Annotated in this window: 18 protein-coding genes and 1 pseudogene; 3 read left to right on the top strand and 16 right to left on the bottom strand. The window is 55.1% G+C overall.

Going from position 1 to position 17,292, the window contains the following annotated elements; all coding sequences use genetic code 11:
- From VHE12_08970 to VHE12_08920, 11 genes and pseudogenes are all read right to left on the bottom strand, one after another.
- Positions 1 to 288 (bottom strand): annotated as a pseudogene (locus VHE12_08970) (malectin domain-containing carbohydrate-binding protein).
- Positions 289 to 303: 15 nt separating this feature from the next.
- Complete coding sequence (locus VHE12_08965) at positions 304 to 1,785, bottom strand: hypothetical protein (GenBank protein HVZ80916.1); 1,482 nt, start codon at positions 1,783 to 1,785, stop codon at positions 304 to 306.
- 423 nt (positions 1,786 to 2,208) lie between these two features.
- The gene (locus VHE12_08960) at positions 2,209 to 3,468 is read right to left on the bottom strand and encodes a tetratricopeptide repeat protein (protein HVZ80915.1); all 1,260 of its coding nucleotides are present in this window, start codon (positions 3,466 to 3,468) and stop codon (positions 2,209 to 2,211) included.
- A 152-nt stretch (positions 3,469 to 3,620) separates the two neighbouring features.
- Entirely contained in the window at positions 3,621 to 5,048 is a 1,428-nt protein-coding gene (locus VHE12_08955) for a sugar-binding protein (protein HVZ80914.1), read from the bottom strand.
- Positions 5,049 to 5,117: 69 nt separating this feature from the next.
- Entirely contained in the window at positions 5,118 to 5,765 is a 648-nt protein-coding gene (locus VHE12_08950) for a FlgD immunoglobulin-like domain containing protein (protein HVZ80913.1), read from the bottom strand.
- Between the two features lie 40 nt (positions 5,766 to 5,805).
- A complete protein-coding gene (locus VHE12_08945; GenBank protein ID HVZ80912.1) occupies positions 5,806 to 6,372 on the bottom strand; it encodes an RNA polymerase sigma factor in 567 nt (188 codons plus the stop codon).
- 184 nt (positions 6,373 to 6,556) lie between these two features.
- A complete protein-coding gene (locus tag VHE12_08940; protein ID HVZ80911.1) occupies positions 6,557 to 6,829 on the bottom strand; it encodes a hypothetical protein in 273 nt (90 codons plus the stop codon).
- A 358-nt stretch (positions 6,830 to 7,187) separates the two neighbouring features.
- Positions 7,188 to 7,601, bottom strand: a complete 414-nt coding sequence (locus VHE12_08935; protein ID HVZ80910.1) for a putative toxin-antitoxin system toxin component, PIN family — start codon at positions 7,599 to 7,601, stop codon at positions 7,188 to 7,190.
- Positions 7,598 to 7,840, bottom strand: a complete 243-nt coding sequence (locus VHE12_08930) for an AbrB/MazE/SpoVT family DNA-binding domain-containing protein (GenBank protein HVZ80909.1) — start codon at positions 7,838 to 7,840, stop codon at positions 7,598 to 7,600. Before VHE12_08930 ends, VHE12_08935 begins: the two co-directional genes overlap by 4 nt.
- 63 nt (positions 7,841 to 7,903) lie before the next feature.
- Positions 7,904 to 9,199: a hypothetical protein gene (locus VHE12_08925; protein ID HVZ80908.1), complete on the bottom strand. Its 1,296-nt coding sequence runs from the start codon at positions 9,197 to 9,199 to the stop codon at positions 7,904 to 7,906.
- Positions 9,200 to 9,236: 37 nt separating this feature from the next.
- A complete protein-coding gene (locus VHE12_08920) occupies positions 9,237 to 10,007 on the bottom strand; it encodes an endonuclease (GenBank protein ID HVZ80907.1) in 771 nt (256 codons plus the stop codon).
- Positions 10,008 to 10,217: 210 nt separating this feature from the next.
- Between VHE12_08920 and VHE12_08915 the strand changes: the two genes are divergently transcribed.
- Positions 10,218 to 10,856, top strand: a complete 639-nt coding sequence (locus VHE12_08915; protein ID HVZ80906.1) for a BglII/BstYI family type II restriction endonuclease — start codon at positions 10,218 to 10,220, stop codon at positions 10,854 to 10,856.
- Here VHE12_08915 and VHE12_08910 read toward each other — a convergent pair.
- From VHE12_08910 to VHE12_08900, 3 genes are all read right to left on the bottom strand, one after another.
- Complete coding sequence (locus VHE12_08910) at positions 10,834 to 12,096, bottom strand: DNA cytosine methyltransferase (GenBank protein ID HVZ80905.1); 1,263 nt, start codon at positions 12,094 to 12,096, stop codon at positions 10,834 to 10,836. The genes VHE12_08915 and VHE12_08910 overlap by 23 nt on opposite strands.
- Before the next feature lie 19 nt (positions 12,097 to 12,115).
- Positions 12,116 to 12,508 (bottom strand): very short patch repair endonuclease, encoded by a 393-nt coding sequence (locus VHE12_08905; protein HVZ80904.1) that lies wholly within the window; start codon positions 12,506 to 12,508, stop codon positions 12,116 to 12,118.
- Between the two features lie 87 nt (positions 12,509 to 12,595).
- The gene (locus tag VHE12_08900) at positions 12,596 to 12,997 is read right to left on the bottom strand and encodes a hypothetical protein (protein ID HVZ80903.1); all 402 of its coding nucleotides are present in this window, start codon (positions 12,995 to 12,997) and stop codon (positions 12,596 to 12,598) included.
- Positions 12,998 to 13,137: 140 nt separating this feature from the next.
- Here VHE12_08900 and umuD point away from each other — a divergent pair, with 140 nt between their 5' ends.
- Together umuD and VHE12_08890 are read left to right on the top strand one after the other, a co-directional pair.
- Entirely contained in the window at positions 13,138 to 13,584 is a 447-nt protein-coding gene (gene umuD, locus VHE12_08895) for a translesion error-prone DNA polymerase V autoproteolytic subunit (GenBank protein ID HVZ80902.1), read from the top strand.
- Positions 13,584 to 14,951 (top strand): Y-family DNA polymerase, encoded by a 1,368-nt coding sequence (locus tag VHE12_08890; protein ID HVZ80901.1) that lies wholly within the window; start codon positions 13,584 to 13,586, stop codon positions 14,949 to 14,951. The genes umuD and VHE12_08890 overlap by 1 nt, the downstream gene beginning before the upstream one ends.
- A 116-nt stretch (positions 14,952 to 15,067) precedes the next feature.
- On the opposite strand, the gene VHE12_08885 is transcribed toward VHE12_08890, so the two are convergent.
- A complete protein-coding gene (locus VHE12_08885; protein HVZ80900.1) occupies positions 15,068 to 16,708 on the bottom strand; it encodes an ATP-binding protein in 1,641 nt (546 codons plus the stop codon).
- A gap of 115 nt (positions 16,709 to 16,823) precedes the next feature.
- On the bottom strand, positions 16,824 to 17,292 hold a 469-nt coding region (locus VHE12_08880), incomplete at its 5' end, for a hypothetical protein (protein HVZ80899.1).

Here is a 17,292-nt window from a genome sequence, read left to right as displayed (position 1 = left end):
GACGACCTGAATGGCCTCCACCACCGCGTTGGCGTCCGTACTGGTCCCGCCGGTGAACTGGATGGTGATCATCCCGCCGCTGGGCGCGATATTGCCGAACACCTTGTCGTCGGCCGCGTTGGAACCCACCTGGGCGAAGATATCCAGGTTCGAGGCCACCGTGGTCCCGTTGATGGCGATATTGAAGACCCGGGACCCGTTGGAGAAGTCGCCCGAGTAGGTCTCGGCGAGCTTCAGGGTCACCTGGTAGCTGCCCGCGGGCACCGCGAAGCTGTAGCTGAAGGTGCCGTAGCGCTGGGTGTCCTAGAGGGTCGAGTCGGAGGTGCCGGTGATGGTCCCGCCGCTGGCGATGGTCGATCCGCCGCTGAAGTTCTGGTCCGCGGACCAAACATTGCCCAGGGTGTCCGTGTAGGAAGGCCCGCCCGCGTTCACACGCCAGGTGGACGACACCACCGGCGTGGCCGTGCGCGTGAAGGTCGGGGTCGGCACCGGGGTGCTCCCGTTATTGACGGCCACGAAGGAGACGACGCTCGAGCCGGGGAGCGAATAGGTGAAGCTGTTGCCCGAAACGGCGACGGAGGATTGGCGGACCAGGTTGTTCCCCGAGTTGGTCAACCAGGGGGTCACCGAGCTCACATTGACGCCGTTGAGGTTGAAGGTCTGGTTCACCGCGGACCCGTTCCCGTTGATGGCCACGAAGACGATGGTCTGGGGCGAGTTGGTGTTGTTGTTCTTGAAGGCCGACACGGAAACGCCCGAAGAGGGGACTTCGGTGGCGCCCATGCGGTAATAGCCGGGACGGATGAACTTACTGTAGTTCCCCAGGACGAAGGCCTTGATGTCCAGGGCGTTGTTGCTGATGAGGTCGACGAGCCACCAATAATGGAAGGCGTTCATGTTGGCCGTCACGAGGCTGTGATGGATCCAACCCGCTTCCTGAAGGGCCCCCGGCATGTCGGTCGAGTTCCCGGAGATCTCCGTTTCCCAAAATTCCTGGTTGGTCACGTGGCTGTAGCCATAGGTGGAAAGCGGGTTGGCTTGCCCGCCGTAAAGGTGGGTCCCAATGATCCCCACATAGCCCGAGTTGGTGGCGTCGTTCATGGTGGTGGCGCCCAGGTTCAACCCGCCCGGATTGATCGGCTCCGGGATCATGATCTTGGTGGAGAGACCCGCGTTCTGCAGGGCGTTGTGGAAGACCGGGACGAAAACGTTGAATTGGCCCGCGTTCCAGATCGCGGCCTCATAGTCCGGGTTCCAATTGGGCTCGTTCTGGACCGAAATGGCGTAAAGGGGCGCGCCATGGCTCTGGGCGTATTGGATGAACGAGACGAGGTAATTGGCGTATCCGGTGTCGGCGCCGTTGGGCGAACCCGAGGCGGCTCCGGTGAAGGTGGCGCTGGCCCCGTTCAAATTCCCGCCGGTGTTGCTGCCGTTGACGTTGTTGTTGCCCTTGTATTGGGCCGGGGGGGACCATTCGGTGGCCCACAAAAGGACGTTGGGGTTGGTCGAATGGGCGGTGGCGAGCTGGTTCACTTCATTCGCGAAGTTGTTGTTGGGATCGATGCGGGCCCGGAGGGAGGAGATCCCGATATGGCCGTTCACCGTATCCTCGGCGAAAAGGGCCTGGGCCTGGCTCCCGATGTTGCTCCAGGCGCTGGAAGCCCCGATGCAACGGATGAACTGGTTCGTTTGTGTGGCGTCCACCGTACAGGTGGCGGCCAACGCGCCGGAAGCGGCGCTGAGGAATGCGGAGATCAACGACCCTAAAAGAGCTTTTTTACCCATGCTGGACCTCGGTTTTTGGTCGATCTAATTTTCAATTAAATCGTTCGCAGAAAAGGACATGGCTTGGCAGAGCGTTTTTGTCCTGGGACCGTTGGGATCGTCCATGGAACTTGTTCCATGGACAAAAAGCGACCTTGCAACGGTCCGCACCCAGAGATCTCCGCAGGAGATCGTGGGTCACCACAAAGGCCGTCAGGGATCCCATCACCGATGGGATCCAACAGTCCTTGCATTGGGATTAGTGTTCAGGAAGTTGCGGTTTATTCCCCCCCAAAGGACGGATTCGGCCCGCGAAGAACGGTTTAAGGGGAAACCGGGGAAGGAAAACGAGGTGAAAAAACAAAAAAAATGACCGTCACCCGGCTTTTTCCCCAAAAGGAGGAGGGATCAGGTCCGCCCCTCGGCGGTCGCCGGGTCTAGCTTTTAAGGGTTCGCCGGGTGCTTGGCCCGGTAATCGTCCAACCATTTTTTGAGGGCCTGGTCGGAGGGATCCAAACGCAGGGCCTGGTCCAGGCATTGGAGCCCCATGGCGGTCTTCCCCGCCTTCAAGTAGGCGATGCCCAGGTTCCTCCAGGCCCGGCTGTCCGCAGGGGACGCTTGGGCGGCCTTCTCATAGGCACCCACCAGGGAAGAGGCCTGGGCGTCGGCTGTCACCGGCGCGCCCGCGCCCGGAAGTTCGAAATGGACCTCGACCTTCGACTTGGGCGGCCCGGAGACCGGGGCCGGCGTGGGCGGCGGCGTGGCCAGGATGGTGACCGGGGGGCCCTGCACGGTCACGGGGGGCGCGGTCACGGTGACGGGCTTGGCGGGAACGGGCGTCGGGTTGGGGAACTCATAGCCCACGCTCACCCGGTGGGAGGTGCCCAGGTCGCCCTCGGGCACGAAAGCATAATCCAGCCGGAATCGTTCGATCCGGAAGCCCGCCCCCGCCGTCAGGCCCGTCAAGCCCCCGATCTGGTTGTCCGAAAGGACCCCCTGGTAACCCACCCGCAGGAAAAAGTCCCTTTCGATGCGCCCTTCCAGGCCGCCCGAGATCCGGCTCACGCCCTCGGGTTGCCAGTCCCCCGCCAGCAGGGGCCGCAGGTCGAAGCCCTGGGCGATCGGCAGCAGCAGCGACGTCCCCAACCGCAGGTCCTGGGCGGGCACGTGGCCGGCCAGGACGGTGCCGAGCCCCGAATAGGTCAGTCCCAGCCGGAAGCCCGGCGCGGGTCTCCAAAGGACCCCCAGGTCCCCCGTGAGCCCGGTGTAGAGCGAATCGATGATCTTCTGTTGCACGCCGGAGAGGGCGATCCCCACGGCGAGGTCGGGCGTGACCGGGAGCCCCCACCCCAGGGTGAAGGCCACATCGCTGTCGGCGAAACTCCCCTGGGACACCCCATTGGCGTCCCGCTTGTCCAGACCGCCCCAGGAGACGTATTGCAAGGCGCCGCCGAACCCGCCCAAGGGCGGCGTGGGCAGGCCGAAGAGGATCGTCTCCTCGAAGCTGTCCGCCAGGTAGCTGTTGTGGTTGATGGAAAGTTCGGCCGAACGGAGCTGGGAGAGACCGGCCGGGTCGAAGAAGATCGCGCTGGGATCGTCGGCCAGGCCGGTCATGGCGCCGCCCAGGGCGTCGGCCCGGGCCGAGGCCCCCAGGGCCGAAAGGGGCGTCACCCGCGACGCGGCCGGCAGTACCGTCTGTGCCAAACCAAGAAAAGGAAAGGACCATAGAACCGCCAAGACGCCAAGACGCCAAGTAAAACCAAACCCAGACCTTCTTTTTGTTTTTCTTCTCCCGAAAAATTTTTTCCTGTCTTTCTTGGCGTCTTGGCGTCTTGGCGGTGAAGGACTTGTTGTTGTCACTTCTTCACCGCCAGCACTTGGGTCTTGAAGGCCTCCGTGCGGCCCGAGGCGTAGCGAAGTTCGATCCGGTAGAAATAATGCCCCGGCGCGAAGGCGGCGATGTGGAGCAGGCTCGACTGCAGCCCCGCGCCTTTGGCCTCCTCCAGGGTGGCCGCCAGGTTGCCCCAGGCGTTCCAGACCTTGATCCGGGCGGTGCCCGCTTCGGCCATCTCATAGACGAACTTCACCGTGTCCCCGTCGGACGGGTTGGGCGAGACGTAGGGGAGGCCCGGCCGGGGCGGGGGCGGCGTGGCCAGGGGCGTGGGACAGGCGCTGGTCAGGGTCAACTGGCCGTAGCCGCCGGCGTCGGCGTAATCGTCCGATCCGCCGTTCCAGATGAGCTGGCCGTCCCGGCAGTTGCCCCCGTTGTGGTTCACGTCCACCCCCAGGTCCAGTCCCAGCGCCGTTCCCGGCGAAGGTCCGGCGATCCCCAAGGTGGACCAGGGGATGGAAGCCTCCAGCACGTAGCCCCCCGCGATGGTCGAGGTGACCATGCTGACCCCCGTGGTGCGTCCCTGGCTTTCGGTCGCCGCGGTGTCGTTCCAGCGGAAGAAATACTCGAAATCGGAGCTATTGACCGTCACGGTCTTGGAGTCCGTCGTGTCCAGGTAAAGCTCCACCGCCGAATTCTGGTAGGGGGCGGCCCCCGTGTTGGTGAGCTGGCTGTCCTGCACCGATACGCCTAAATAGAGGTTGGCCGGATCCCACAGGACCTTGAAGGAAGCGGTGGACCCATAGGTATTGCCCAGGACCGTCCGCCCGACCTGGTTCCAGCCGAAGGGTGTGTTCCAAGCCCATTCATCCAGGCTCCCATCCACGCTGACCGAGGCTTGGCAGGCATAGGGGGGCACAGGCGTTGGAAAGGGAACCGGGGATGAGCCGGAGAAAAGGAAATCCCGGGTCACATAGGCCTGGCCCTGGGAAGCGCTCTGCCAGCCGAACTGGATCAGGTCGCTCGTCGGGTTGGCCCCGTTGGTGAAGTAATCGATCTCGATGGGCACCTTCACCCCCGCCGTCAGGGTCACCGCACCCATATACCGGAAGATGGGCGGGGCCTTGTCGGTCCATTGGTTCACCAGGACCACCCCGTTGACGATCACGCTCACCCCGCCGTTCACGTCGGCGTAGAAGGTGTAGGGTTCGCTGTAGACGGGCTCCACCTGGCCGGTCCAGCGGACCGAAAAGGACGTCGAGGACATGCCCGGCTGGGGCGGACAGCCGTTCCAACGGTAGCTGATGATGGGGTCCACCACCGTGGCGGCGGCGTTGGTGAGGTTGGTGTTGATGTAATAGACGCCCTTGAGACCGTCGCCGCCGAACTGAGCGAAAACGGTTTTAGTCAGGGCGAAAAAAAGGATGGGAAGGAAAGCGCGGAAGTTCTTCAAGGCGTCCCCACGGATCGAATTCCGACCCGTTCATTATTCATCCCGGGGACGGGGACGCACTACAAAAAATTAGGGGGCGGGGGCCAACTTGATCTGGATGTCCTTGGAAAGGTGGGTCGCGCCGGACTGGACATCGATGCGGTAATTCCCCGCGCCTGCGGGGGCTCCATCGGCCAACAGGCCGTCCCAGGTGAAGTTCCAACGGCCGGCCTCGACGAAACCCGTGTAAAGGGCCCGGACTTCCCGGCCCTGGGCGTCGAGGATGCGGACCGTCACCAACGACCTCTGGGGGGCGTCCAGCAACACGCTCAACTCTTGGCCTTCCTGGGCCGGTCCCGCCGCCACGGGCGCCACGGGAAGCGGGCGTTTCACGTTCTTCTTCAGGATCGGCACAGAAGGTTCCACGGCGCCCTTCACCGCTACGGCGGGCTGGGAGGCGGACCGGGGCTGATATTTCCAAAGGGCCAGGCCCAGGGCGGCTAGACCGGCCAGGCCCATCGCCAACCAGGCGCTACCGGCCAGGCCGCCCGCCTTGGGCAGGGACCGCAGGCCCGGGGGCAGGGTGGGCTGGGGCAGGCCTAGGGAAAGGTAGTTCTGTTCGAGCAAGCCCTCATAGCGCAAGGCCACATCCGGGGACCCGGCCAAAAGACCGGACAAGGCCTCGTGCTCGGCCTCGCTCAGGTCCCGCGTGAAGAAGTCTTGGACTAGATCCGTCATGGCTTGCCTTCGTTCATTAAAAATTCAGAATTCAAAATTCCTAATTCGCTTGTTCCAAATATTCTTGGACAAGCGTTTTGAGCGCCTGCTTACAGCGGGAAAGCCTGGACATCACGGTCCCCAAGGGCAGTTTCAGGACCTTCCCGATCTCGACATAGCTCTTATCCTGCAGGTCCCTCAAACGGACGATCTCCCCGCAGTCCTTGCCCAGCTTTTCCAGGCACTTTTCGATGATGCCCAGCTTGTGCCGCTTTTCGGCCTCCTGGTCCCGGTCCCTTTGCCGGTCCCTGGCCGCCGAACGGAGCAAAAGGTCCAGGTCGGCGTGTTCCTGGCTCACCTGCTTGGCCCTCTGCCGGTACCGGTTATGGCACTTATAGATGCAGATCTGCGTCAGCCAGGTCGCCAGGCTGGAGCGGAACTCGAACTCGCCCAGCTTCTCGAAGGCCGTTAGGAAGGTCTCCTGCACCACGTCCTCGGCCTCCGGGTCGTTATAACCCAGCAAATAGACGCAGTTGCGGTAGAGCCTCTCCCGGTGGGCGGTGAAGAACTCGGCCTTGGCCGACTCGTCGCCCCGGAGGATCTTTTGAACCAATTCCTTTTCGTCCAAGGAATCCCCTATGAATGAGTGTTTTAACGTGAACGATTTATTCCACGGCCGGTGTATATCCCCCAAGAATAAAGGGATTGGCAGAAAAGGCCAGCCCCGGACCGCTTTTTATGGAAGGATGCCGGGACCCAGGACCAGCTTCACGCCCGCGAGGTTCGCGCGCAAGAGGACCGACCCAAGGGATTCAGGTCTTTTGGAGGACCGCCTTGGCCCTTTGGAACTCGGCCTCGAAGGCCTCCAGCAGTTCCGGATAGAGGACCACCCGCTCCACCCGGGTCTTGTCCGGTTTCACCCGCACGTCCTCGATCAGCAGATAGCGCCCCGAACGGGGCGACTCCCGCACGATGAAGCGGTATTCCCCGCTCTTGACCTTCAGGGACGCCTCATGGATCGTCTCGTTCAGCGGCTGCGCGGAGGGGGATTTGGACCCCCACTCGGCCTGATCCTCGTTTTTCAAGACTTTCTCCGATCCTTTTGTCGCCGGTCCCCTTTTCGCGGGGCTCCGGGCTTCCTGTCGATCAACCGGCCCGGGAACCTTTGGTCCCCCTTGCGCCGTTCCTTCTTGCGCCGCTCCACCATCGGCCTTTTCTTTTTGAGCATGACCGCTCCTTGATGAAGTTCGAACCGACCCCGGCATTATCCCCGATTCGGCCCCTTCTTTTCCTTAATTCTCAGGCGGGCATCGGCCGTCGCCGCCCGGGTCGATCCCCACGACTTTCCGAAAATGGATCACCGGACCGGCCCATTGGCCAACCTGTCGAGAGGCCACCAGCCGATCGACAAGCCTTGGTGGTGCCAATGGCAAGGCCCATTGGCTACCCCCGGAAATAACGGTTCAGGAGATCGGAAGGGGACAGGATCGGAAAAGGGTAACGCCCGTTCAAAGCGGTCAGGTGGGGATCCCCGCTGACGAGGCATTTGGCATGGGCCGCCAGAGCGGCGCGAAGGAAGGGTTCGTCAAAACGGTCCGAGGGGGGATGGGCCAATCGTCCTTTGTGTTCTTCGGTCTTTTCGATCCAGGGAAGGAGGTGGTCCTTCAGTATCCCCGCGACTTCCAGGTCCGAAAGCCCGAATTTGGGGTAGTGGAGGACCCGGACATATTCCTCCAGCATGGCCTGGGAGACGCATGGCGCGATCTTCCCTTCTTTCCACAAACCATAAAGACGGTGGGTGGGACCCCGGTGCAAAAGGGCCGACACCACGACATTGGTGTCGAGGACGACCTTCATTTTTTACGCTTTTTCCTGGCCCACTTCACCGCGTCGGCGATGGTCCCTTCGTCGAAGCCCTTTTCCCGGAATTTCCTCCGGGCCTCCGCCAAAGGATCGGCCCCGACCTGCAACTTGGCCGGCCTCAGCATCAAACCATCCGGGCGGACCTCCACGTCGTAATAGGAGGCTCCTTCAAAAGCCATCACGGCGGATTTGGGGAGTGTGATCTGATTTTTGGATGTCAATTTCGCGAGCATGGGTCCCTCCGGTCCAAGAGTAAGGATACCTTACTTCCTTACAATAAGCCATCCCACCCCTTTTCACTCCGTCTCACCCGGATGAGGGACGGGGGTTGTTTCTCCGGGGCAATCCCCTCTTCGATCCTTCCGGACCTCTTCCATCAAGAGATCCCCGCCCTTCTGGATGACCTCGAAATAGATCCTACTGGGGAGCGTGTGATCGTCCGTCTCAATGCCGATCTCCCAACGTGAGGGGTCGGGGCAGGTTTGGACAAAAAGGATGGAAGTGGTTCCCTTGGAGTTCTTGATCTTCTCATGCCAATCCTTCAATTCAGCCTTCCCCTTCTCCACGCAAAAGGGTTCGGCTTCTTCCCAAGAAAGGTTGACCCACTCATCCAAAAAGTCCTGGGGGAATTGGCCCAAAGGGCCCGTCAAGACCGCCTTATCCCCCACGATCCGGTAATGCTTGGTGGCCTCCCGGGAGAACAACTCCAAGTCCAGGGTTTGACTGGCGGTGTAGGTCAGCAAAAAGTCGTCCTTACCTGCGGTCAAGTTCCGGGGGCCACAACGATAGGTAAAAAACCCTTTGTCCAAAAGGACCTTGGGGTGGTCGGCATCGGGGCCGGGTTTCAGGACCCGGCATTGGACGCCACCCCAACATGAGGTGCACCAGGGAGCGCCATAGGCGAGAACGAGGAAAAAGTCCTTCGGATCGTCCGGGGTGGAAATGGCATAGTCCATTCCCTCTTGACCGGTGGATTTCGGGTCGTCGTCCTCCTGCCGCAACACCAATTGATAGCCATTTCCCTTCTTTTGGAAAAGATAGAAGGAAGTATCGGAACCACAATTGACCTCTGCGGTGGTGGTCACCGCCACCCAGTCGGGGTGGTCCTTCACCTGGGAGATCCGAATGGAAGCCGGATCGATCGGGTTGAAGAAAAGCCCCTCGGTTCCGTCTTGGGCATTCACGATGCCTGAGGCCTCGTTCAAGGCGTCCTGAAGCTCTTGCACCACCTGGGCTCGGCACTCCTCCAAAGTCTTCCACGAAGCGGGGTTTTCGTTCAGTTTGGCCTCGATGAAGGAAGCCAAAGCCCCCTTCAACTTGAAAAGCTCTTGGTTCCACTTCTTGGCGACCGCGTCATCAATGGAATTGGATTCAGACTCGGAGAATGCGACATTCAGGTCCCGTAGGATCGGGGCGGTCAGCGGATGCTTCAGGGTGGCCGGAATGGGAACAGTGGGCTGGGGGGACCAGGCCTCTTCGGAATTCATATTGTCGGGAGCAGGCGGGGTGGATCGACCTTGGAACCAATAGTACCCACCCGCAGCAAGTCCAGCGACCAACAACACAGAAACCAATATATAGATGCGTTTCATAGGACCCTTCATTTCGGACTGGCTAGAAGTGCTTCGATTATGAATGACCTTTTTGATCTTTGGACGCAGGGACTAGTTTGTAATGTTTTTCATTCCGTATGCTTATCCTCGCTTCGCCTTTAGCGAATTCAAAAATAGCGATCACGTTGTCGTCCATGAATTGTGCGGCGATTGGACGACAATACAGATCAGGAAATTTGTGTCCCCCAACCCCGAAATCCTGATCAATCTGAGCAATATTCAATTTATCTGCTCCACCTTTTGCCTGGACCGGGAAAAAATGTTTTTGACCATTGCCATCAACCCCAACATAAATCTCGTCCGTTTCCACTTGTCCAACCCCAGGCAATTGTGTCCTCATATGGTTTTGAAGGGAAAAACATGTAACACCTGTAAAAATATCGATGATCCGGTTGTAACGCAATTTCGCTAAAAGAGCTTGTTCATCGTTCAAGGCATAGGTTTGAACCAATCCCGGCGTCGAATCAGCGATCTCGATAATTTCTAAACCTTCCTTAGGGATGATGTAACTTAAATCCCTAAGAACAAAAGCATAACGCCCTTTGCCGGCCCCCAAAAGAACCCAAAATTTACCACTCGGTGCGGTGGCGCGAATTTTCCTGGCGCTTTTGTCCCTATATCTGAACCCATATATTAATGAACCTAAATTTTTAGGAGGGCTCAGTTTCATTTTTTTGCATACGTCCGTTATCTCTGTCCTTTCAAATTCGACCTTTTCAACACCTTTTTTAAACTTTGAAAAAAAGATCTTATCGAGGATCTTCGTGCTTTTATCTTTTTTCTTCATCGTTCACCATTAGGGCCAAAAAGGGCCGTGTGCATCTTGCCATTTTTGGACAACCTTGAAAACTCATTAAACCTATTGCCCTGACCCCTTCAAACAATGGAATAACACCTGATTTAAAGGATTTTTACTCAAGAGCTTAAAAAAGGATTCTTAGTTAAGCACACCCCCTCTAAAATTCTTAACGTTGCGACCATAAAGGATGAATCCCGTTTGAAATACGTAACCGAATCTCACCGAAATGCCGAATTTTTACTTACCACACACCCCAATTACATCAATGAATGGCAGTCAGTTGAACGGGTTTTGGGCGGAATCTCTGATAAACGTTTGATCAATCATTTCAAAAAAGATTACTTATTACACAAGAGCATTTCCGCCACCATAAACGATCTTTTGAAAGAGGACCTTGTAAGAGAAGGATGGGCCGCAGAAAGCGCGATCTTTCAAGATGACCAGTACCGTGATGATCGTTGGAGATTGGATTTTGTCCGGGGTCAGGTGGCTATCGAGGTTGCTTTCAATCACGGCGAGGCTACCGCTTGGAACCTAATCAAGCCGGTCTTATCTGGGGAACAAAACCATGTTAAAAAGGCAATCCAGACCAGCTTAGGGATCATTATTACTGCAACGGATGAAATGAAAGCCGCAGGGGGATTCGATAGCGCGGTGGGAACCTACGAAAAATTCCAGAGTTACCTGAAACCAATGATGAACATTCTTACCGTGCCGATTCTACTCATCGGCTTGACGCCTCCAGAAACCTTCCTAATCGAACACAAAAAACATCAAAACGGCAGAAAATACGGGGAAGTCCGAGAAATACCCCTCAACTATCGAGATGGGAAATAAGTGCTTTTCCCAATTGTTTCACAATATCAACAACCAACGCATTTCCCATCATAAACGCTCTTTTGATATCAGGAATTCCTGCGGTGTGATTATCAGGGAACGTATTTAAACGCTCTAATTCTATTGGCAACAAACGCCGCAACCGCCCTGATTTATCTTTTACGACATGTTTGAATCTTGATGGTGTGCTACCACCTTCACCGGTAATGATGGTTCTAGACGGGAAATCCAATTTATCAGGAAAAGACATTGGGCCTTCGTTGTATTGATACTTATGCCCAGTCCTTTTGCTAACCCTTTGTAAATCTTTAGCACCTTTTAAAAATCTCCATTTTTCAAAATCTTCTTTTTCGATATAAAAAGACTCCGGGACTTTGCCCTTTATTAAAACATCCCCCAACGTTTTCCTTTTTCCCGCATAAAGAGGTTTAACATCGAAAGTCCAAAAACGACGATCCACCATAAAACCCGCTTTATGAAACGGAGAAATCTTTGGATTATTGATATTAAACCTCTCGGTTATGTTCGCAAGATCACCCTTTAATTCGTGTTCAACATTCACCAAAGGTAAATGTATCTTTTCCACCGGAAATGCTTTTGCAATGACACCCTTTTCCTCGAGGATTTCCAACGGCAAACAATCTTTGACCAGTTTCGAGTGGAGCAAAGAATCCTTGTGATACCCTACAAAAAAAACCCTTCTTCGCCGCTGCGGCATTCCATAATCCGCAGCATTTATCGTTCGCCATTCCACCGCATAACCAAGATCCGATAACGAAGCCAACATTACTGCAAAGTCCCGACCCCGCCGATTCGCAGGTGACTTCAATAACCGATCGACGTTTTCAAGAATGAGGTATGCAGGTTTATTCTTTTTTTCGTCCAATATTCGATAGATTTGCCACCACAAAACACCTTTCTTGCCAACAAGCCCCTTCGCCTGATTTAAAGTCCGTGCAACGGAATAGTCCTGACAAGGAAATCCTCCGACCAAAAGATCATGATCTGGAATATCTCTAATCGTCACCGTGGAAATGTCCTCGTTGGAATGTGGCGTGTTCGGGAATCTCTTCTTGTACACATTTGACGCATATTGCGTCCGGGAATCTGGTTCCCACTGGTTGCTCCAAACGATCTCGAACTTTTTCGAGGCTCTGCTCAGGCCGATATGGAAGCCGCCGACACCAGCGAAGAGCTCGATCACTCTCAAATTTGAGGTTTTATTGCGGGTCTTTTTCATGGGACGGATCATAACATAATCATTTTGTTAATGGAAGATCAAGCATTTTCTTGATCCTAGCTACCTGTTTCTCCGGATCATTCTTCAAGCGGCATTCCCATACAACGATCGGCCTCCACCCAAGCTTTCGCAGTTCCCTGTTCTTCCTTTTATCCCTTTCCACATTGGCCTCGAATTTCTTCCGCCAAAAGGATCGATGACTTTTAGGTAGGGGCTTTTTGCAATAGGGGCAACGATGCCAATAACAGCCGTTCACGAACACGGCTATCCGCTGGTCCAAAAAGGAAAGATCCGGTCTACCAGGAAGCTTTTTAAGGTGCCTTCGACCACTTCTGATACCGGAGCGCCGCAGAGTAGAAATAAGGGTCTCTTCCGGGTCGGTCCCTTTTGCCCGGATGGCGCTCATGATCATCGAGCGTTTAGGATCCAATGGGACGGGGGCTCTACCGTCTCGAATGAATTCTTTTGATCCCACTTTCTTCAATTTCAGACCTTGTTCTCAGTCGATCTCGAATCCACCGCAATTCTTCAAGAACGCGATGAACTCCTTCATTTCCTTTGCCGATACTTCGAACGGGGATCTTATCGTTGCTTTCGACCCACCGATCGACCCATTCGTTCCGTTTTGAGCATAGACCTTTTGTTCGATCCTGAAAATTCCATTTTTCGGCGGATTTTCCTTTATATATTTTTTCAGCGCCACAACCAATAGATCGCAATGTTCTTGGGCCGCCAAACCCCGCCCATCATTAAAGCTCCAATCCTTCGTAACAAAAGGCAGACCACTCGCCGCTATCGCCTTATCGCAGATCGCGTGAATGGTCTCCCACATGATCATGTCGGCCCTAAAATATTCTCCAGCCTTGTTCCGTGGATCTTTCCCAAAAATGTCCATTCCCATGGCCATCCCCTTTCGTTCTGCTTGACGTAAAAACCTCTTCCGGCTTCAATAGTATACAAGAGTATACTTCATTTCAAGCCCACTGGCACCACACTTTCCCCCACCTCTGCCGGTCCGTAAGCCCATCCACGGAGGTATCCATGGCACCCGAACTGCGCCCTTTGAGCGCCCCCGAGATCCGAAAGGCCCTCAAGGTCCCCCTCTATCTCACCCGCATCTCCGCGGGCTCCTTCTCCCCCGCCGATGACTACCTCGAAAAGCGTCTCGACCTCAACGAATACCTCATTCGCCACGAAGCCGCCACCTTCTGCTTCCGCGTGACGGGCGATTCCATGACCGGTGCCGGCATCTTCTCCGGCGACCTGCTGGTGGTGGACCGGGCCCTCAAGGCCCAGAACGGCGCCGTCATCGTGGCCAAACTCGGCGGCGACCTGGTCTGCAAGCGCCTCAAGCTGGTCAAAGGCAAGGTCTTCCTCGCCCCCGAGAACCCCGCCTACCCCACCCTGGAGATCACCCCCGATATGGAAGGCTTCGAGGTCTGCGGGGTGGTCACCCACAACATCCATTCCCACGGAGCTCGTTCTTAATGACACAACCAAATCCTTTGGCGCTGGTGGACTGCAACAACTTCTACGTCTCTTGCGAGCGGGTCCACAACCCCCGCCTCATGAACAAGCCCGTCATCGTGCTCTCCAACAACGACGGCATGCCCGTCGCCCGCTCGGAAGAGGCCAAGGCCCTGGGCATCGGCATGGCCCAGCCCGCCTTCGAGATCCGCGACATCATCCAACGCCACAAGGTCTTCGTGTTCAGCTCCAACTACACCCTCTATGGAGACCTTTCCAGCCGGGTCATGGAGACCTTGCGCCAGTTCAGCCCGGCGGTAGAGGAATATTCCATCGACGAAGCCTTTGTGTCCCTGCAAGGCTTGATGCGCCCGGACCACACCCAACTGGGCCGGGAGATCAAGGAAAGGGTCTTCCAATGGGTGGGCATCCCGGTGTCGGTGGGCATCGCCACCAGCAAGACGCTCGCGAAGGTCGCCAACCGACTGGCCAAGCGATCCCCCGAGGCCCAAGGCGTGCTCGACCTGACCGACCCCGACCTGCGGGACCAGGCCCTTCGCAAGGTCGATGTGGCCGACATCTGGAAATGCGGGCCCGCCCGGGCCGACCTTTTCCGCTGTCACGGCCTCAAGACCGCCTGGGACTTGAGCCGCGCGTCGCTCGATTGGGTGGACAAGAAGGTGGGGGTGGAGGGCATGCGCATGGTGCGGGAACTGAGGGGGGAGCCCTGTATCCCCTTGGAACTGGTGAAGCCCAAGCGCAAGCGGGTGGGCTGCGCCCGGTCCTTCGGCCGCAAGGTGGGGTCGTTATCGGAGGTCAAGGAAGGCCTTGCCACCCACGTGGCCCAATGCGCGAACCGCCTGCGGCGGGAGGGCCAAGTGGCGGGATTGATGCTGGTTTCCCTCAACACCAACCCCTATTCCAACGGGCCGCAATACAACAAGGGCATCAAGGTCCGGCTTCTCATCCCCACCGACAACACGGGGGAGCTGATCCGTTGGGCCAATAAGGCCGTGGAGAAGATCTATAAAGCGGGCCTTATCTACAAGGCCGCCTGCGTGGAACTGGGGGACCTGATGCCTAATGACCAAATTCAGCAGGCCCTCTTTGTGCCTCAGGACAGGAGCCCCTGTTCCGAGACCACAAGTCGAGGAACAAGTCTTGGGAGTGCCGGTCCCCGGGACGAAGTTTACGAGATCCCAAACAGGGACCGGCTAAAGGATGTGAGGTTGATGAAGGCGCTGGATAGGATTGGGCGCGACTTCGGCGCGGGAAGGTTGCGGTATCTGTCGGAGGGGCTGGTCCGGGATTGGGATACGAGGTTTTCGAGCCGTTCGGCGAGGTATACGACGCGGTGGGAGGAACTGCTGACGGTGAGGGCGTCTTAATTGTCCCTACCCCTATGCTCTAATCGCGCTCACAACAAAGAACTTTTTGGATTAAAGGGAACCGGAAAATGACCATCACGAATAAAGACTCTTTTTTCAAAACGGTCACAAATTCATCATTCTGTATTTAAGAAAATCCTTATACGTCCTTTAATATTCTCAAAAATCGTTGTCAATTTGGTTTTTGCTACATCCGTTATTAAAGAAGTATGGGCAACAGCATCTCTAATCGGTTTATATTCTTTCGAGTCCCTGACAATCGTGTTCACAATACCCGCATCATCAACCCGCTCGGACAACTGTGTCATATCCAAATAATTTAAATCATCATCATTTTTCCGAATATCAATATTTAGGTTCCCGGCTTCTTTGTGGATTCTTTCCAGTCTTCGAAACTCATCAATTTTTCGACGAACAGATTCCAAAGAAATATTTTTATACCGGATATACTCCCTAACCAAATTTTCCGAAATAAAACAATCCGCATATGATTCGAAATTAAAAAGCGCGTCCGCCCTCAACTCATCCACCCACTTCTCTATCCTCTCCTTGTTACCAGCGCCTTCCGAAAATACATAATCACCGGAAGTTGCACTGAATAAATCACCAGCCGCTCTTTCCTTTTGAGTAATCCTTTCACTCTCAGAATCTCCAGGTTTTCTATGTTTTATTCTCCAACGGTCCCAATCATCATTAATTTCCAAAATTTTCGACCGCAATTCTTCTAGAAACTTTTGATATTTTGGATCCTCAGCGATTATCCCTTCTCGACTGGTCGTAAATCGCTCTACCTCGTCATCCAACTCATCGAAATGAAATTGCCCATAAAAATAGTTCTCAGCAATACGAGCAGTTGGTATATGTTTTAAAATATCTCTTTCACGAATCCTTCCATTTACAAACAAATCAACACTCGCCCGTTCATCCGTCCCTATCACCTTAAGATCGCGAGGCTTACTCACCGACGCAACAAATCCTCTAGAATTAATGGCCATCGAAAGGTTTTTCATACTTTCTTTTAACGAAGTCAACATTCCTTCGATATATGGATCCTTCAACCCATTAACATTCCAAACAAATTCTGTTTTTTGTGCCAAATCATTAAGATCTTTAATAGAAATTACCTCTCCATCAATGAAAATATTAAAGGTGGTGTCGAGTAACGAAAACCTGAAGTACAGGGCGATTATTTTTCTCAAAAAATCCAAACTATTTCGAATTCCGTCCTTTATGTTCTCGAAATAAATAATCGTTCCTTTTTCATGACCCTTAATAAAGCGGTCAAAAATGGAGGCGTTAACTTCTCCAAGATCATATTCTTGAGGCGCCATATCATTCGTTATCGCCTTGTCCAAACCAGAATTGTCAATAATTCCGCCGACATAACCAGAATCAATAGTTTTCGATATTAGGTGAACTCTTTCCGCGCAAGAAAGCAAAGCCAATTTCCCGATCCCCTTTCTGCCGATAAACTTCCTCTTACCCGGCGAAGTAAAGTTCCCATCTTTTCTTTTCGTGTACCCCACCTTTAGAAATTTATTTTGAAAATCCGCCTCACTCATACCAACCCCATCATCTTTGATTAAGAAACTGTTCTTCTCCCGATCTATAAAAATCCACACATTTTTGGCATCAGCATCCCAAGAATTAGAAATAGCTTCGCCCAATACAGTGGCAAAACTCCGGTATAAATGCCTGCCTAAGTGATCAAGAACACTTAAGGAAATTTCAAATTTAAAACCCTTTTTTTCCGCCATGCCCTCTCCATCCAAAGAATTTTTCTCAAAAATAAGCCACATCCTCAGAACTACGAGCCATGGCCTAAAAGATTGGTCTTTAAATCCCGACTTTCAATTTTACCTTTTGATGAATCTATAAACCCAACAACTTCCCCACTTTATCCACCTTCTCCACATCCCCTGCCACCTTGGCCACGCCCCCGCTCACGTCCTGGACCGCCTTCAAAGGGTCCACGCCATCACTATTCTTCGATTCTACGGCCTTATCCGGTTCCACCTCTCTCACTCGCTCCACCCGATACCCCAACCCCTCCAAATGCCTAAGGGAGATCTCCAACGCCATCGGCTTGGTCCAAAGGGTCTTCGGGACCCGCGACGCCCGGCTTTGCAGGGTGACCTCGCCCTGGACCCGGTAAAGGACCGTATTCCCCTCCCCTCCCACCGCTTTCGGCAGTTGGCCTTTGGAATAGAGCTGGTATTCCTGCTTGATCTGCATCTGGGTCTGTTGGGCCGAGGGGAAGAATTGCTTTTGGAAGGTGGGGTAATAGTCCGCCGTCAAAAGGCCTTTGAAATAGGCCAGGTCGTCGGACCACATGGCGCCG

Source organism: bacterium, from assembly GCA_035549195.1.
GTDB lineage: Bacteria > Oederibacteriota > Muellerivitia > Muellerivitales > Muellerivitaceae > DASZRK01.
Note: the sequence above shows the minus strand (reverse complement) of the source record. Positions and strands in the feature narration are given on the sequence as shown.

What these genes read in the sequence shown, in the direction of transcription:
- VHE12_08920 (HVZ80907.1), bottom strand. Translation starts at nt 10,007, where the DNA reads ATGAAGAAAAAAGATAAAAGCACGAAGATCCTCGATAAGATCTTTTTT.
- VHE12_08900 (HVZ80903.1), bottom strand. Translation starts at nt 12,997, where the DNA reads ATGGGAATGGACATTTTTGGGAAAGATCCACGGAACAAGGCTGGAGAA.
- VHE12_08885 (HVZ80900.1), bottom strand. Translation starts at nt 16,708, where the DNA reads ATGGCGGAAAAAAAGGGTTTTAAATTTGAAATTTCCTTAAGTGTTCTT.
- umuD (HVZ80902.1), top strand. Translation starts at nt 13,138, where the DNA reads ATGGCACCCGAACTGCGCCCTTTGAGCGCCCCCGAGATCCGAAAGGCC.
- VHE12_08905 (HVZ80904.1), bottom strand. Translation starts at nt 12,508, where the DNA reads ATGATCATGAGCGCCATCCGGGCAAAAGGGACCGACCCGGAAGAGACC.
- VHE12_08930 (HVZ80909.1), bottom strand. Translation starts at nt 7,840, where the DNA reads ATGCTCGCGAAATTGACATCCAAAAATCAGATCACACTCCCCAAATCC.
- VHE12_08935 (HVZ80910.1), bottom strand. Translation starts at nt 7,601, where the DNA reads ATGAAGGTCGTCCTCGACACCAATGTCGTGGTGTCGGCCCTTTTGCAC.
- VHE12_08890 (HVZ80901.1), top strand. Translation starts at nt 13,584, where the DNA reads ATGACACAACCAAATCCTTTGGCGCTGGTGGACTGCAACAACTTCTAC.
- VHE12_08925 (HVZ80908.1), bottom strand. Translation starts at nt 9,199, where the DNA reads ATGAAACGCATCTATATATTGGTTTCTGTGTTGTTGGTCGCTGGACTT.
- VHE12_08910 (HVZ80905.1), bottom strand. Translation starts at nt 12,096, where the DNA reads ATGAAAAAGACCCGCAATAAAACCTCAAATTTGAGAGTGATCGAGCTC.
- VHE12_08965 (HVZ80916.1), bottom strand. Translation starts at nt 1,785, where the DNA reads ATGGGTAAAAAAGCTCTTTTAGGGTCGTTGATCTCCGCATTCCTCAGC.
- VHE12_08950 (HVZ80913.1), bottom strand. Translation starts at nt 5,765, where the DNA reads ATGACGGATCTAGTCCAAGACTTCTTCACGCGGGACCTGAGCGAGGCC.